The organism is Dactylosporangium sp. CS-033363, from assembly GCF_050942475.1.
Taxonomy (GTDB): domain Bacteria; phylum Actinomycetota; class Actinomycetes; order Mycobacteriales; family Micromonosporaceae; genus Dactylosporangium.
In genome coordinates, this window is sequence record NZ_CP192032.1 from 5843248 (window position 1) to 5858052 (window position 14805).

General features: G+C 71.9%; 11 protein-coding genes. 4 read left to right on the plus strand and 7 right to left on the minus strand.

Annotated elements, in window-relative coordinates:
• The first annotated feature begins 200 nt into the window (after positions 1-200).
• A complete protein-coding gene (locus tag ACQPZ4_RS27015) occupies positions 201-731 on the plus strand; it encodes a hypothetical protein (protein ID WP_433040878.1) in 531 nt (176 codons plus the stop codon).
• Positions 732-1090: 359 nt separating this feature from the next.
• Here the strand turns inward: ACQPZ4_RS27015 and ACQPZ4_RS27020 are convergent, their stop codons facing one another.
• Positions 1091-2047: a TIGR03885 family FMN-dependent LLM class oxidoreductase gene (locus ACQPZ4_RS27020; RefSeq protein ID WP_433040881.1), complete on the minus strand. Its 957-nt coding sequence runs from the start codon at positions 2045-2047 to the stop codon at positions 1091-1093.
• 78 nt (positions 2048-2125) lie between these two features.
• Positions 2126-4873, minus strand: coding sequence for a serine/threonine protein kinase (locus ACQPZ4_RS27025; RefSeq protein ID WP_433040884.1), 2748 nt, complete (start codon positions 4871-4873; stop codon positions 2126-2128).
• A 221-nt stretch (positions 4874-5094) separates the two neighbouring features.
• Between ACQPZ4_RS27025 and ACQPZ4_RS27030 the strand changes: the two genes are divergently transcribed.
• Positions 5095-7272, plus strand: a complete 2178-nt coding sequence (locus ACQPZ4_RS27030; RefSeq protein ID WP_433040887.1) for an Hsp70 family protein — start codon at positions 5095-5097, stop codon at positions 7270-7272.
• Positions 7273-7650: 378 nt separating this feature from the next.
• Positions 7651-8058, plus strand: a complete 408-nt coding sequence (locus tag ACQPZ4_RS27035) for a hypothetical protein (RefSeq protein ID WP_433040890.1) — start codon at positions 7651-7653, stop codon at positions 8056-8058.
• Positions 8059-8129: 71 nt separating this feature from the next.
• On the opposite strand, the gene ACQPZ4_RS27040 is transcribed toward ACQPZ4_RS27035, so the two are convergent.
• Positions 8130-9359: a pectate lyase gene (locus tag ACQPZ4_RS27040; RefSeq protein ID WP_433040893.1), complete on the minus strand. Its 1230-nt coding sequence runs from the start codon at positions 9357-9359 to the stop codon at positions 8130-8132.
• Positions 9360-9631: 272 nt separating this feature from the next.
• On the opposite strand from ACQPZ4_RS27040, the gene ACQPZ4_RS27045 reads away from it, so the two are divergent.
• On the plus strand, positions 9632-11266 hold the full coding sequence (locus ACQPZ4_RS27045; protein WP_433040896.1) for a cellulose binding domain-containing protein: 1635 nt from the start codon (positions 9632-9634) through the stop codon (positions 11264-11266).
• Between the two features lie 9 nt (positions 11267-11275).
• Here ACQPZ4_RS27045 and ACQPZ4_RS27050 read toward each other — a convergent pair whose 3' ends face one another.
• The 4 genes from ACQPZ4_RS27050 to ACQPZ4_RS27065 form a co-directional block, all read right to left on the minus strand.
• Positions 11276-11848, minus strand: coding sequence for a response regulator (locus tag ACQPZ4_RS27050; protein ID WP_433066668.1), 573 nt, complete (start codon positions 11846-11848; stop codon positions 11276-11278).
• Positions 11849-11963: 115 nt separating this feature from the next.
• The gene (locus tag ACQPZ4_RS27055; RefSeq protein ID WP_433040899.1) at positions 11964-13151 is read right to left on the minus strand and encodes a sensor histidine kinase; all 1188 of its coding nucleotides are present in this window, start codon (positions 13149-13151) and stop codon (positions 11964-11966) included.
• Complete coding sequence (locus tag ACQPZ4_RS27060) at positions 13148-13945, minus strand: ABC transporter permease (protein WP_433040902.1); 798 nt, start codon at positions 13943-13945, stop codon at positions 13148-13150. Before ACQPZ4_RS27060 ends, ACQPZ4_RS27055 begins: the two co-directional genes overlap by 4 nt.
• Positions 13942-14799: an ABC transporter ATP-binding protein gene (locus ACQPZ4_RS27065; RefSeq protein ID WP_433040905.1), complete on the minus strand. Its 858-nt coding sequence runs from the start codon at positions 14797-14799 to the stop codon at positions 13942-13944. Before ACQPZ4_RS27065 ends, ACQPZ4_RS27060 begins: the two co-directional genes overlap by 4 nt.
• Positions 14800-14805 lie beyond the last annotated feature (6 nt).

Below are 14805 nucleotides of genomic sequence, written 5' to 3' on the forward strand. Positions count from 1 at the left end.
GCACGTGGCACTGTATGGTTAACACTCCTTACTAATACAAATTTGTCGAAATTTGGACAGACTGACTCAAGAAAATCGGACATTGTCGGCCAAGATCACCGAACGCGCCCGAAGGGCCCGTCTGCCGCAGGAAATCGACGGGGCCCCACGGAGTGACGCGATCCGGTACGGTGCTGTCGGACCACAGAAAGGCTCAGTCAATGGCACGCGCGAACCCAGCAAGCCGCATATCAGCACGTCGCCCGCGTACGGTCTGGATCGCCGCCGTAGCCTGTGTCGTTGGCGTCGCGGCAATCATCACCTGGGCGGTGTGGCCCGAGTCACAGGACGCGCCGCGGTCGCGGCAGTACAGCGAATACACCGCCTGCCTGCTGACCGACACCCAGGGACCGCAAGGGCCGGACGCCGCACCGATCTGGCGCGGCATGCAGAGCGCCTCGCTCAAAACCCACGCCCAGGCACAATTCCAGCAGGTGTCCGATCCGTTAACGCTGGATAATGCCAGATCGACACTTGCCGGTATGACACAAGGCCGATGTAATCTTGTCTTCGCTGCCGGCGACAAGCCAGTTGCGGCAATCCGGGAAGACGCCAAGAAGTATCCTTCGGTGCACTTCTACCTGCTCGGCGGCGGCGCCGACGCGACGAATCTCACCCACCTGCCGTCGTCAATAGACAAGATTTCGACCGCGGTCGCCGACACCATCATCAAGGCTGCTGGCCAGGCTTAACGCACACCGATTCTCATCACATCCAGGAGGGGTCTGCAGCGTCGGGCACGTGGCACTCGGCGATTTCGGTACTGCCGGGATGCAGGTCGGGTCATCGCGGCATCCCGAGCGTCGGCCGGGCCATGTCTACGCGCGGGCACGAGACAACCATGTCCCTGCAGCGGAACTGGGTGGTGCCTGGTTGATCGGCCCGGGTGGCGATCGAGGCGGCCAAAGGCTCGCCGGCAGCGCCTCCCACAGACCTCGGCCGTCAACGCGCGACAACAGCGGCCGACGGCGGGCAAAGCGCGGCGGGCGGCGGCCCCGAACACCGTCCTGCCGAGTGCGGCGAGCACGGCGAATGACGTACGCGACGGGCCTCAGCGCAGAGCCGGCAGCACCTTGGCGCCGAAGGTCTCGATGAACGGCATCAGGTCCTGCCCGACATGATGCAGATAGATCCGGTCGAAGCCGAGCGACGCATACCCCCGCAGCCACGAGGTGTGCGCCTCCAGGTCGGCCGAGACGTTGACCACCTCGCGCACCTGCTCGACCGTCACGTGCTCGCTGACCACGTCGAACTGCTCCACCGTCTCAAGGTCCCAGCACACCGGCGGCCGGAACACGTTGCTACGCCACTGATCGTGCGCGATCGCCTCGGCCTCGGCCGAAGTCGGGGCCCAGCTCAGATGCACCTGCAGGCACACCGGCCCACGCCCGCCCGCGTCGCGGTACGCCGCGATCATTGCCCGCAGGTGCTCGTCCGGCGCATTGACCGTGACCAGCCCATCAGCCCAGCCCGCGCACCAAGCGGCGGTCCTCGTACTCACCGCAGCCCCGATCAGCGGCGGCGCCTCGGCCGGCCGGGTCCACAACCGCGCCCGGTCGACCGTGACCAGCCCGTCGCGAGTCACCTCGTCACCGGCCAGCAGCGCGCGGATCACCTCCACCGACTCCAGCAGCCGCGCCTCCCGGACCTCCTTACGCGGCCACGGACCCCCGGTGATGTGCTCGTTGCTGTACTCCCCGCTGCCCAACGCCGCCCAGAACCGCCCCGGGAACATGCCACCGAGCGTCCCGATCGCCTGCGCCACGATCGCCGGGTGGTAGCGCTGCCCCGGCGCGTTGACCACACCGAACGACAGATTCGTGGCCTGCAGCGCCGCCCCCAGCCACGACCAGGCGAACGCGGACTGCCCCTGCCGGCTGCTCCACGGCGCGAAGTGGTCGGAACACATGGCGGCCTCGAAACCGTGCCGCTCGGCCGCGATCACGGCGGCCAGAAGCTCGGCGGGCGGGATCTGCTCGTGCGACGCATGGATTCCGTACTCCGTCATAACCCAACGCGTTACCCCCGCCGCCGCTTCGGCAACCATCCATCGCCACGTGACAGAAGCCCGCCCGGAGGCGAGGCGTCAGCAGGGCGTGCTGCGAGGGTTCGTCGGCAGGGACGTGTCCTCGATGGTGACCTTGGCCGTGGCCGCGCCCTTCACCGGCACGTGCGCCGTCACCGCGATCGCCCAGTCCACCGTCACCTCGCGGTACTTGCCGGTCGGGAAGCCCGGGAACCCGAACTGCACGGAGACCGTGGTGGTGCCGACCACGCACGGGCGGCTGGCCGGGGACGGCGAGTTGTACAGCGTCTGCGCGGCGCTCGCGTTGAAGCGGGCCAGGACGGTGCCGTCCTCGAGCAGTACCGGCTGCATGGTCAGGCCACCGGCCGGCTTCCACACGAGCGCGTTGTAGAACTGGCCGTTGGCGCCGACGAAGCCCGGGATGCCCGCCAGGAACGAGGTGCCGCTGCTCGACAGGGCCAGAACCTCGTCGGTACCGAGGGCCTTGCTGTCGGTCACCCGCTGGCCCCAGGCGACGTAGCGGGCGGGCAGGGTCGAGGGGTCGGCGACCAGTTCGGGCGGCGCGGGCAGGCTGCCGTCGGCATTGATCTTCGGCTTCGGCACGTTGGCGGCGATCTTCGACTCGATCAGCTCCGACATCATCCAGGGCTGGTCGGCCGCCGTGCGGGTGAACCGGGCGTACACGTAGACGATGCTGCCGTCGGCGAGCTTCAGCTGGGCGGTGGCGAGGAAGTACGCCGGGTACTTGGTCTGCCCCGGCGGCACGCCGATCTCGATCTGGCTGAGCTCGCCGCCCTTCGCGCCCGGGATGTCGAGCAGGACCGAGAGCACCGGGCGGGCGTCGGTGACGATGTGCGTGTCGCTGCCGCCGCGGGCCTCGTCCCAGGTGGACACGAGGATGACGCGGGCCGACTCCTGGGTGATGACCTCCTGCGACGCGGCGGCGGGCGTCGACGGGGTCACCGCGAGCACGACGCCGACCAGGACGGCGGTGGCCGCGCCGACCAGCGGCAGGACGCCGCCGGCCGAGCCGCTCGACACCGAGGTGGCGGTCGACGTCGCGGTGGCCGTGGTACCGCTGCCCACCGCGGTGAGGCCGGCGGCGCTGGTGGCCACGGGTACCGACGCGGCGCCCACCTCGGCGGCGCCGAGCGCGGTGATCCCGGTGCCCGCGGTGGCGACGCCCGCCCCGACCGCGCCGGCCGCCGCGAGCGCCCCGCCGGGGATCAGGATCGCGCTGGTGGCCGCGCCGAGCGTCATCCAGTCGGTCCCGTAGGCGGCGGTGGCCGCCTCGCTCAGCTCGGCCAGGAACGCCTCGGCGCTCGCCGGACGCCCCGCCGGGTCGACCGCCAGGGCCCGCTCGATCAGGGCCGCCAGCTGCGGGTGCAGCCCGGCCGGGGCGGCGGGCGGCGCGTCCGGGGCGACGACCGGCACCTGGCCGGTCAGCAGCTCGACCAGCACGACGCCGAGCGTGAACAGGTCCGAGCGGGCGTCGAGCGGTTCGCCGCGGCGCTGCTCGGGGCTGAGGTACTGGGCCGAGCCCTCCGCCGCCGGCACCGGCTCGGCGCCGGGGCGGGCGGCGCCGAAGCTCGACAGGACGGTACGACCGGAACGATCGAGGTAGATGGTGTCGGGCCGCACGTCGCGGTGGACCAGCTCGAGGCGGTGCAGGGCGATCAGCCCGTTCGCCGCCCCGGCGACCGCGGTGAGGGCCTGTTGCGGGGTGAGCGGGGTGCCGGCGGCGAGCACGCGGCGCAGCGGGGCGCCGTCGATGTCCTGCGTGACCACGACGGGCGGCGTGGCGGCCCCGTGCAGGCGCAGGCAGTGCTCGTCGTCGAGCAGGCGCATGACCTCGGCGTCGCGGGCCAGCGCGGCCAGCACGGCCGGGTCGCCGGCGCACTCCGGCCGGGGCATCCTCAGCAGGACCCGGGTGACGCCGTCGGGCTCGACGGCGCGATAGACGACCTCGGTCTCGCTTTGGGTGAAGAGCGCTTCGACGGTACGGCCATCAAGCGCGACATGCGTCGGCGGGACGAACGCCACCGGCGCGCCGGCGGCCGGACGCGGGCGGCGGCGGGTGAGCGGCAGCAGCAGCGCCAGCACCAGACCGGCGAGCGGCCCGAGCCAGATCAGCCCGCTCGACGGGCTCAGCGCGCCGGACTCGTGCAGGACCAGTCCCTCACCGGCGCCGGCCAGCAGGCCCAGCGGCGCGGCCAGCAGGGCGCGGCGGCCCCAGCCGCCGGCCGGGCGCCGGGCGAGCAGCACCGTGAAGAAGCCGCCGACCAGCGCCAGCACCAACCCGACGATACCGGCGACGCTGGTGTACGCGCTGCGGTCGCTCGTCAGCGCCAGCGTCGTGTGGCAGCCGGCACCGGCCACGGTGACCTCGACGGTGCGGGTGAAGCTGCCGAACAGCGGCGGCTGGGATGCGTTGACGTACCGCCCCTTGGCGGCTCCGGAGGCCGCGGGCAGGTCGAACCGCAGCCCGAACACGGAGGCCGTCGCCGTGACCGGGGCCGAACCGGTCGTCGAGTCGACCACCAGCACCGGCCGGCCGCCCGGCACCGTCCACGCGGTCTGCCCGTCCAGCCGGGCGCCGGCCAGCTCGTGCGCCGGCTGCTTGGGCAGCTGCTGGTGCAGCCGGTCGGCGTCGGCCGCGGACCCGGCGGCGACCCCGGTGATGGCGCAGCCGGCGGTCGGGCCGGCGGGGGCGGCGGTGGCCTCGGACGGCGCGGCGAGGACGGTGGACAACGCGGCGGTGAGCAGCCCGGCCGCCGTGGCGAGCCTGGTGCGCTGGATGAGACGCATCGGGGTCGAACCTTTCGCTGACGCAGCTGCGGACCGGCGCGGAAACGCTTTGGTGGCACAGAACGTACGCAAGACGTAGCCAGAACGAACCGAGCATTCAGGCGGCCGCGTTCGCCTGTTCGGTCCGACCGTTCGGTGATCGTCCCGGCCGCCGTAACGGCCATTGCCGTGTCAGCTATCGGACAGCTTCCCGGCCCCGCGGCGGGCTCTACTGTGGCGGCATGATCGGCGGGGGGTACCGGCTGGGCGTCGACTTCGGCACGTCGACCACCGTCGCCGTGCTCGCCTGGCCCGACGGACGGACCCGCCCGCTCACCTTCGACGGCTCCCCGCTGCTGCCCTCCGCCGTCTACGCCGATCCGGACGGACCGCTGCTGGCCGGCCGGGACGCGCGGCACTGGGCCCGGCGGCATCCGGAGCGCTTCGAGCCGTACCCGAAACGGCGCATCGACGACGGCACGGTCCTGCTCGGCGAGCGCGAGGTCGGCGTCGTCGAGCTGTTCGCCGCCGTGCTGTCCAGGGTCGCCGCGGAGGCCGAACGCGTCGCCGGCGGTACACCGGAACAGGTCACGGTGACGTGCCCGGTCAGCTGGGGCCGCATCCGCCGGGAGCTGCTCGTCCGGGCCGCGCTCGAGGCAGGTCTGCCGCGCCCGGCGGTGGTCGACGAACCGGTCGCGGCGGCGGCGTACTTCGCCACGGTGCTCGGCACCGACCTGCCCGTCGGCGCCCACCTCGTCGTGTACGACCTGGGCGCCGGCACGTTCGACGCGACCGTGGTCGCCCGCACCGCCGACGGCTTCGCGGTCGTGGCGAGCACCGGCCTGGCCGACCGGGGCGGCCTCGACATCGACGCCGCCGTCGTGGAGCACCTGCGCACCGCGTACGCCGACCAGGCCGAAACCTGGCAGCAGCTGACGGAAGCGGCGCACCGCGACGACTGGCTGGACCTGGCCGAGCACGTCCGCGACGGCAAGGAGATGCTCTCCCGTACCGCGTCGACGTTCGTCCGGCTGCCGCTGCTCGACGTGGACGCGCCGCTGGGCCGCGAGGAGCTGGACGGACTGGCCGCCCCGGTCCTCGACGAGACCGCCGCCGCGGTCGCCACCGCGCTGCGCGACCTGCCCGCCCCGCCCGCGGCGCTGTTCCTGGTGGGCGGGGCGAGCCGGATGCCGCTGGTGTCCACGGTCGTGCACCGCAGCACCGGCCTCGCCCCAGTCGTCATCGAACAGCCGGAGCTCATCGTCGCCGAGGGCGCCCTGCACGCCGTCACCGCCGAACCGCCCGCGCCGCCGCTTGCGCCCGTTCTTGCTCCCGCTCCTGCTTCTGCTTCTGTAAGCCCACCTCCGGCGCCCCGGGCGAGGCCGCGGGACTATGTGCGGCCGGCCCTGATCCTGATGGCGATGGCGCTCGTGGTCGTCGTCATCCCGGCGATCGCCACCGCCGCCGGCGCCGAGGCGCTGGGCACCGGACTGCGCACGCCACTGGGCCCGGCCGGCTTCCTGACCGGCCTCGCGTTCGTGGCGATGCTGGCGTTGCCGGTCACCGCGGCGGCCGTACCCCTGCGGACCGGCCCGCCGCCGACGGGACGACTGCTCGCCCTGGCCGCCACGGCAAGCGCCGCCCTGCTGGTGGTCCTCACCAGCGCGGCCATGGTCAACAGCGGCGCGTCCGGCCGCATCGGCGAGCCCGGGCACGGCGCCTTCCGCCACGTCCTGACCGCCGCCGACCGCTGGCTGCCCCTGCTCGCGATCGCGGCCGGCCTCGCCGTCATCGCCGCGGGCCTGCGCGGCCTGGCCACCCGCCGCCCCCTCGACGTCCTCGGCTCGACCGGCCCGGACGCGTACGCGCTGGCGGCCGCGGCGGGCACCGTCCTCGGCGCCGCCGCCCTGACCCACTGGTACGCCCGGCCCGCCCCCGACCCACCGGCCGGTCAGCCGGGCCTCGTCGTGGAGGTGGCCCGCCCGGCCGACGACCCGGTGCTGTACCTGGCCCACCGGATCCTCGCCGCCGACGGCTGGACCGCCGCGACGCTGTGGCTGGCGCTCGCCCTGGGCGTGACGGTGGTGCTGACCGCCCTCGTGTTCGCCGGGGCGGGACTGCGCGAGGCGGTGGCCCTGTTCCCGCCGCGCGTCCGCCAGTACCTCGCCGGCACCGTGTACGGCCTGTGCCTGACCGCCGGCGCCTACCTCGCCTATCACGCGGTCGCCGAGGTCAGGTACTGGTCGGCCCCGGCCTCCCCCACCGACATCGCCGTCGCGGTCGGCGACGGCGTCTGGCGGTTCGGCCGGTGGCCCGCGGCCGTGCTGATCGCGGTCGCGGCGCTGGCCGGCCTCGCCCGATCGGCACGGGGTCCGCGGCTGCTCCCGGCCGGCCGCACGCGCGGGGCCCGCAAACGCTGACCGCACACCTCGGCGCTGCGCGGCTGCTGCCGCTCCCCGCCCGGCGGGGCTGATCACGGCGACGATGGCGTCGTGCTCGCCCGCGAGGTACCGGCAGCCGCGGAAGCGATCGGTGACAGCGGCCGCGGCCGGTTCCGGGCGGCGCGGCCATCGCAGGAGGATGAGGCCAATGGGTGCGGCCAAACCGTCCAGCGTGGCGACGTCGGCGCCGCGGGCCGGCGGCCGAGCTCGGCGGCGACGTCGCGTACGGTCTCGTCGTCGTCGAAGTCCACGACGGTGTCGCCGCGGACGGTGTCAGGTGATGCCCGGTGGGGCTGACCGTCCGCCCCGGCGGACCCGGCGCTTGACTCACGCCGGCACTGCGACCTGACCGACGCCATGGATGAGCTCCATCGCTGGACAACCTGGGAGGCGCGCGAGATGGATGCCACGAAGGACCGGCATTGGCTGGTCGTGGAACACGAGCGGTTCGTTGCGCGCTTCCTCCACCCTGGCAGCGATGACCTCGAGCAGATTCAGGACCAGGACATCTACGTCACCGTCACCGGCGGCCCGACCTACTACGTGTCCCTCATGACCCTCGGCGCCATCGACGCGGTGCTGCGCCGCTGGGCTGCCACCCGCGAGAATGCCGGCGGCGGCTACTTCTGGTCGACTGACCTGGTCATCATTCCGCGACCGGGCATCACGGCCATGATCGAGGCGATCGCGGGGTTGATCCACGACGACGAACTCGGTGATGCGTGCCGGACGATCCCGAGCGAGGAGGAACAGGACCGGATCTAGTTTCCCTTGCCGTAGACACCATGCCGGCGGGCGCCCACCGGGGTCGGTGGGCGCCCTGAGCGGAAAGTGCGTCACCCGTAGGTGATGTCGCTCTTGTTGACTTTGCAGTTGGCGTCGTTCCAGCCCTCGCCGAGGTAGCTCGGCTCGCTGCCCTTCGCCACACCCTTGTACTTGCCACAGATGACGGTGCTGGAGCTGTTCAGCACGCGCACCCGGGTGATGGTCGCGACGTCGCCCCAGTTGGAGTTGATGCCCACGACGTAGTCGACGTCGTCGACGATCACGTTGTCGACCTTCACGTTGCGGGTGTAGGAGTTCGTGCAGTTGCCGCAGGCGCGGTACAGCTTGCCGGTCCCCTTGAGGTAGAAGCCGCTGATGCTGACCGTGCCGTTGCCGTTGTGCTGGAACATCTTGTCGCTGCCGGAGCGGGCGCCGCCGCCGATGACGTACGACGTGCCGCCGTTGGTCTGCAGGAACGTGGCGCCGTCCTCGCCGATGTCGTTCCACCACACGTTGCGGATCGTGCAGGTGCCGAGGCAGTGGATGCCGTCGCCGGCCGGGGCGCCGATGATGACGTTCTGGATCGTGGCGCCGTTGGCCAGTTCGAACATCGGGTCCTGGCTCTCGGACTGGCTGCCGTCGCCGATGCAGCAGTAGGTCTTCATCCCGCCGTCGAACGTGCCGGAGACGCTCTTCGTGCTCGACAGCGAGACGTTTCCTGCGGACGACGGCCACGACGTGGTCGGGTTGCCGCCGCCACCGCCGCCGGTCGAGGTCGGGGTCGGGGTCGGGTTGCCGCCCCCGCCGGTCGCGGTCGGGGTCGGGTTCGAGCCGCCGGAGGCGTAGGTCTCGAACTCGGCGATCCGGGGTGCGCTCGAGGCGCCGGTGATGTCCAGCGTGATCTTCTTCAGCGAGGTCGACGAGAAGGTGATCGTCGCCGGGGTGCCGCTGCCGCTGGCCAGGACCGCGCCCGAGTCGTAGTTGAGCAGGCGCCAGGCGCTGATGGAGCCGCCGCCCGAGGCCGTGCGGATGACGGCCGAGGAGACCGTCTTGGCGCTGCTCCACTTGACCGAGATCTGGCCGGTACTGCCGCTGGGCGACCAGTACGTGCCGGTGTTGCCGTCGATCACGTTGCCGTAGCTGGTGCCGCTGGCCTTGCTGGAGCCGTCCGCGCCGGCGCCGATGCTGAGGTTGTCCGCCGCCGCGGCGTTGGGGATCTGCATCGCCAGCGTGACGGCGGCGACCGCGACCGCGGCCGCACCGCCCGCCAACCAGCGTACCGAGACTGGGGCTCGTCTCATCCGTGCTCACCTTTCCGAGGGTCGTTGGGGGTCAGGAAAGCGCTTTCCTGGCACCGTAGACATGGACCGGGGTCAACACAAGGAGGCGTGCCGTTTTGCGGGGGTTTGGGCGTGAAACGTGGTGAAAACCGCAGGTCAGCCACCGGGGCCGGGAAAGTTTCAGCCCCGCCGGGCAGGTGGCCAGGCCATCCGCGGCATCCCGTTGACGCCGAGCTCCTGCCGTGCGCCTACTGAAGCGGTTCAGCAGACCCACGCCAGGAGGCGCACCCCCAATGCATCGATCCCGGTTCGCGCTCGTCGTCGCCGTCTGTGCCGCCCTGATCGCGGCCGCCGTCGCGGTGCCGCTCGTGCGCGCGTCCGCCGCCACCGCCGGCTTCGTCAGCCGCTGCGGCATCCACTTCTGCCTGGGCGGGCACACGTACTACTTCGCCGGGGCCAACGTCTACGACACGTTCACGTACGGCGGCAGCTACGGCGACACCGAGACGCAGTGGATGGACAAGGCCCGCATCGACAACCACATGGCCGAGATGGCCGCCGACGGGGTCACGGTGCTGCGCACGTGGATGTTCGACCACGAGCAGTGGCACGGCTTCGAGCCCAGCAAGGGGGTGTACAGCGAGCAGCAGTTCGCCGAGTTCGACTACATCCTCTACTCGGCCGCGCAGCACAACATCCGGGTCATTCCCGTCTTCGAGAACTACTGGGAGGCCTACGGCGGCATCGACACCCGCCTGTCGTGGGAGGGCCTGGGCACCGGGCAGGCCAACCGGTGGCGCTTCTTCAACGAGTCGGCGTGCCCGGGCTGCTTCACGCAGTACAAGAACTACGTGAACTACGCGCTCAACCGGACGAACCACTACACCGGCGTCAAGTACAAGGACGACCCGGCCGTGTTCGCGTGGGAGCTGATGAACGAGCCGCGGTACGAGGGCCAGGGCACCGCCGAGAACGTCAACGGCACCACCCTGCGCAAGTGGGTCGACACGATGGCCTCCTACATCAAGGGCATCGACGGCAACCACATGGTCGACGCGGGCCTGGAGGGGCACGGCACCAAGTACGGCTTCGGCGGCGACGAGGGCAACCCGTTCGTGGCGATCCAGCAGTCGCCGTACATCGACTTCACCTCGGCGCACCCGTACCCGAACGAGGGCTGGGCCAACCTCACGCTGGCGCAGACGGTCACGCTGATCAACGCCTGGCTGTCCGACTCGCACAACGTGGTCGGCAAGCCGTTCTTCCTCGGCGAGTTCAACACCATGGGCGTGGACCGCAGCACCTGGTGGACGGCCATCTACAACGACCTGCAGACCCAGGACGCCGACGGCAGCGCCTTCTGGTGGTTCCCGGACGCCCAGGCCGGCGGCGACAACTACAGCGTCAAGCACGGGGTGCCGGAGCTGTCGGTGTTCAAGGCGCACTCCGCGTACATGGTGTCCAAGAGTGGTGGGAACCCCCCGGTGTCGACCAGCCCGAGCGCGTCGCGGTCCGCGTCAACAAGCCCGAGCCCGTCGCGGTCCGCGTCAACAAGCCCGAGCCCGTCGCGGTCCGCGTCAACAAGCCCGAGCTCGCCGCCGCCCGCCGGGACCGGGTGCAAGGTCGGGTACACCCTCAACGACTGGGGCTCCGGCTTCACCGCCACCGTGACCGTCACCAACGCGGGCACCGCGCCGATCACCGGCTGGACGCTCAAGTGGGCCTTCGCCGGCAACCAGGCGGTGAGCAACGCCTGGAACGCGACCGTCACGCAGTCGGGCACCGCCATGACGGCCACGAACATGTCCTACAACGCCACCATCCCGGCCGGCGGCAACACGCAGTTCGGCTTCCAGGCCTCCTACACCGGCACGAACGCGGTGCCGGCTCAGTTCACCCTCAACGGCACGGCCTGCGCCAAGGCCTGACCCGTCGCGCTACAGCGGGGAGCGCAGGATTCCGCGCGACAGGGCGGCGGTCACGGCGGCCGTACGGTCATTCACCCCGAGCTTCACGAATGCCCGTACCAGGTGCGTCTTGACCGTCGCCTCGCTGATGAACAGCGCGCGGCCGATCTCCGGGTTGGACAGCCCGTGGGCGACGAGGCCGAGCACCTCGGCCTCCCGCGGCGTGAGCTGCTCGGCGATCGGCGCCGCGCGGCGGCCGGCCAGCCGGGCGGCGATCGGGGGCGCGAGCACCGACTCGCCCCGGGACGCGGCGTGGATCGCGTCGACGAGCTGCGCCAGCGGGGTGTCCTTGAGCAGGTAGCCGACCGCGCCGGCCTCGATGGCGCGCAGGATGTCCTCGTCGGTGTCGTACGTGGTGAGGACCAGGACCCGGACGCCGGGAAAGCGGGCGGTGATGCGCGCGGTCGCCTCGGTGCCGTCGACGCCCGGCATCCGCAGATCCATGAGGACGACGTCGGGCTGCAGGGTCGCGGTGAGGGTCCAGGCCTCGTCACCGGACGCCGCCTCCCCGACCACGTGCAGGTCCTCGGCCAGGTCGAGCATGCCGCGCAGCCCGAGCCGGACCACCGGGTGGTCGTCGACGAGCAGGACCCTGACCGTCACCGGGAGTCCTGCAGCCGGACCACCGGATGGTCGTCGACGAGCAGGACCCGGACGGTCACCGGGAGTCCACGGGCAGGGGCAGCTCGACGCGGACGGTCGTGCCCGCGCCCGGCGCCGAGACGACCGTGCAGGTGCCGCCGAGTGCGATGACCCGGTTGCGCAGCCCGGACAGGCCGTAGCCGCCGGGCCCGCGGCCGGGTTCGAAGCCCTGCCCGTCGTCGCTGACGGTGAGCGCACCGGGTGCGAGCACGATGCGCACGGACGAGGCGCCGGCGTGCCGGCGGACGTTGGCGAGGGCCTCCTGCGCGGCCCGCAGGAACACGGCGTCGCGCTCGGGCCCGCCGCCGCCCGCCTGCTCGTCGATCTCGACGGCAACGGGGGTGCCGGTGTCGCGGGTGTGCCGCTCGGCCAGCCGGGTCAGGGCCTCGGCCAGGCTGTGCGCGCTGAGGTCGGGCGGGCTCAGCGCGGCCACCAGGGAGCGCGCCTCGGCCAGGTTCTCCCGGGCGGTGCGTTCGATGAAATCGAGCTGATCCGGTACCGGTGTGTCGTCGCGCTGCAGCGCCAGCCGGGCGGACTGGGTCAGCATGAGGATGCTGGTGAAGCCCTGCGCGAGGGTGTCGTGGATCTCGGCGGAGAGCCGCTCCCGCTCGGCCGTGATGCCGGCCGCGTGCCGTTCGCGGGCCAGCGCGGCGCGCGTCTCGATCAGCTCGGCGATGAGCGTGCTGCGGGCGCGGCTCTGCGAGATGAGGGCGGAGATGTAGGCGCCGATCAGCCCGGCCGACAGCACCGGGACGACGACCGTCGGCAGGATGGCCGCGACGGTGCCCGCGGACAGTCCGAAGTGGACGAACATGGCGGCCACGAGCACCGCGGCGAGGATCCCCAGCACGATCAGCCGGTCGCGCCACCGGCCGAGGAGCAGGAACAGGTGCAGGAACAGCACCGATACCAGGACCGTGCCGACCATCGTCACCATGACGAGCCCTGCGAAGAGCACGAGGGCCCCGGCGAGCTGGACGATGCCCCGCCGCTCACCGCGCCGGCCGACGGCGGTTGCGCCGACCTGCCAGTACCAGAGCAGAAAAAGACACAGCAGGAGGGACGCCAGCAGGCGGGCGCGCGTGGTCAGGGAGTCGTCGGTCCAGACCAGCGCACCGGTGATGGCGGGAGCCGCCACCGCCACGAGGTGCCAGACGGCCTGGAACCGGTCCCACGCGTGCCCGCCCGGCGGCGGTTCGGTCAACGGTCCTCCCGGCCGGTCCAGCGGAACGTCAGCAGACACAGCCCCAGCCCGACGATCACCCACGCCCCCAGCATGAGGGCAACCCGGCCCAGTTCCCAAGTCCCGGCGGGCTCGTTCGCGGCGAACGAGTCCGGCAGGAAGACCGAGCGCATGCCCTGCGCCATCCATTTCAGCGGGAAGATCGCCGCGATCTGCTGCATCCACGGGGGCAGGCTGGTGAACACGAAGAAGACGCCGGAGATGAACTGCAGCACCAGCGCGACCGGGGTGACCACGGCCGGGGCCCGCTTGGCCTCCCGCGGGATGGAGGAGAACGCGATCCCGCACAGGGTGCAGGCGGCGATGCCCAGCAGCGACACCCACAGCAGGGTGAACCACTGCCGGCCGGTGGAGGGCAGCGTCACGTCGAAGAACGCGGTCGCGATGGCCAGCATGATGGCGCAGCCGCCCACGCCGATGAGGTACACCATGACGACCTTGCCGATGAAGTACGCGCCGGGCGGCATCGGCGCGCCGTAGAGCCGCTTGAGCACGCCCCGGTCGCGTTCCATCGGGATCTGCACGGCGAGGGTCTGGAAGCCGTTGGTGAGCTGCGCGGCGGCGATCATGCCGGCCACGAAGTACTGCGTCAACGTCACCCCGGGCGCGACGTCGTCGCCGCCGAAGACCGAGCCGAACACGACCAGCAGCAGGATCGGCAGCGCGAAGGAGAAGATGACCGACTCGCGGCCGCGGAAGAACTGGCGCAGTTCCATGCCGCTGCGCAGCAGGCCGAGTCGCAGCGTGAGGGTCATGCCGTCTCCTGGATCATCGAGAGGTAGGCGTCTTCCAGCGACGGCCGGGTGACCGTCAGCTCGGGCACCTCGCCGCCGAAGCGGGCGACGAGGTCGGCGACGAACTTCGCCGGGGTGTCGGTGTCGTGCTCCTGCGGGCCGTCGGGTGCGGCCCAGCGGACCTTCGCCGCCGCGGTGCCCCGCCCGCCGAGCGTGGCCGGCGTGGCGACCGCCATCAGCCGGCCGCGGGCGATCACCCCGACCCGGTCGGCGAGGGTCTCGGCCTCGTCGAGGTAGTGGGTGGTGAGCAGGATCGTGGTCCCGCCCGCCGCGAGGTCCCGGATCAGGTCCCAGAACTCGCGGCGGGCCTGCGGGTCGAAGCCGGTCGTCGGCTCGTCGAGGAACAGCAGCTCCGGCCGGCCGATGATGCCCAGCGCCACGTCGAGCCGGCGGCGCTGCCCGCCGGACAGCACCTTGGCCCGGTCGTTGCGCTTGGCGTGCAGCCCGACCCGTTCGATCACCTCGTCCGGGCTCGCCGCGTCCGGGTAGTACTTTGCGAAGTGCCGGACCACCTCCTGGACCGTGAGCTCCTCGAACTCGCCGGTGGACTGCAGCACGATGCCGATGCGGGAGCGCCAGCCCAGCGGGCGCCGCTGCGGGTCGACGCCGAGGACCCGGACGTGACCGTCGCTGCGCTTGCGGAAGCCCTCGAGCATCTCCACGGTCGTGGTCTTGCCGGCCCCGTTCGGGCCGAGCAGGGCGAACACCTCGCCCCGTTTGACGGTGAGGTCGAGCCCGTCGACCGCGTGGCTCGCGCCGTAGGTCTTGCGGAGGCCCCTGGCCTCGATGGCGTATGCATCGGTCACGATCTCCATCGTGGC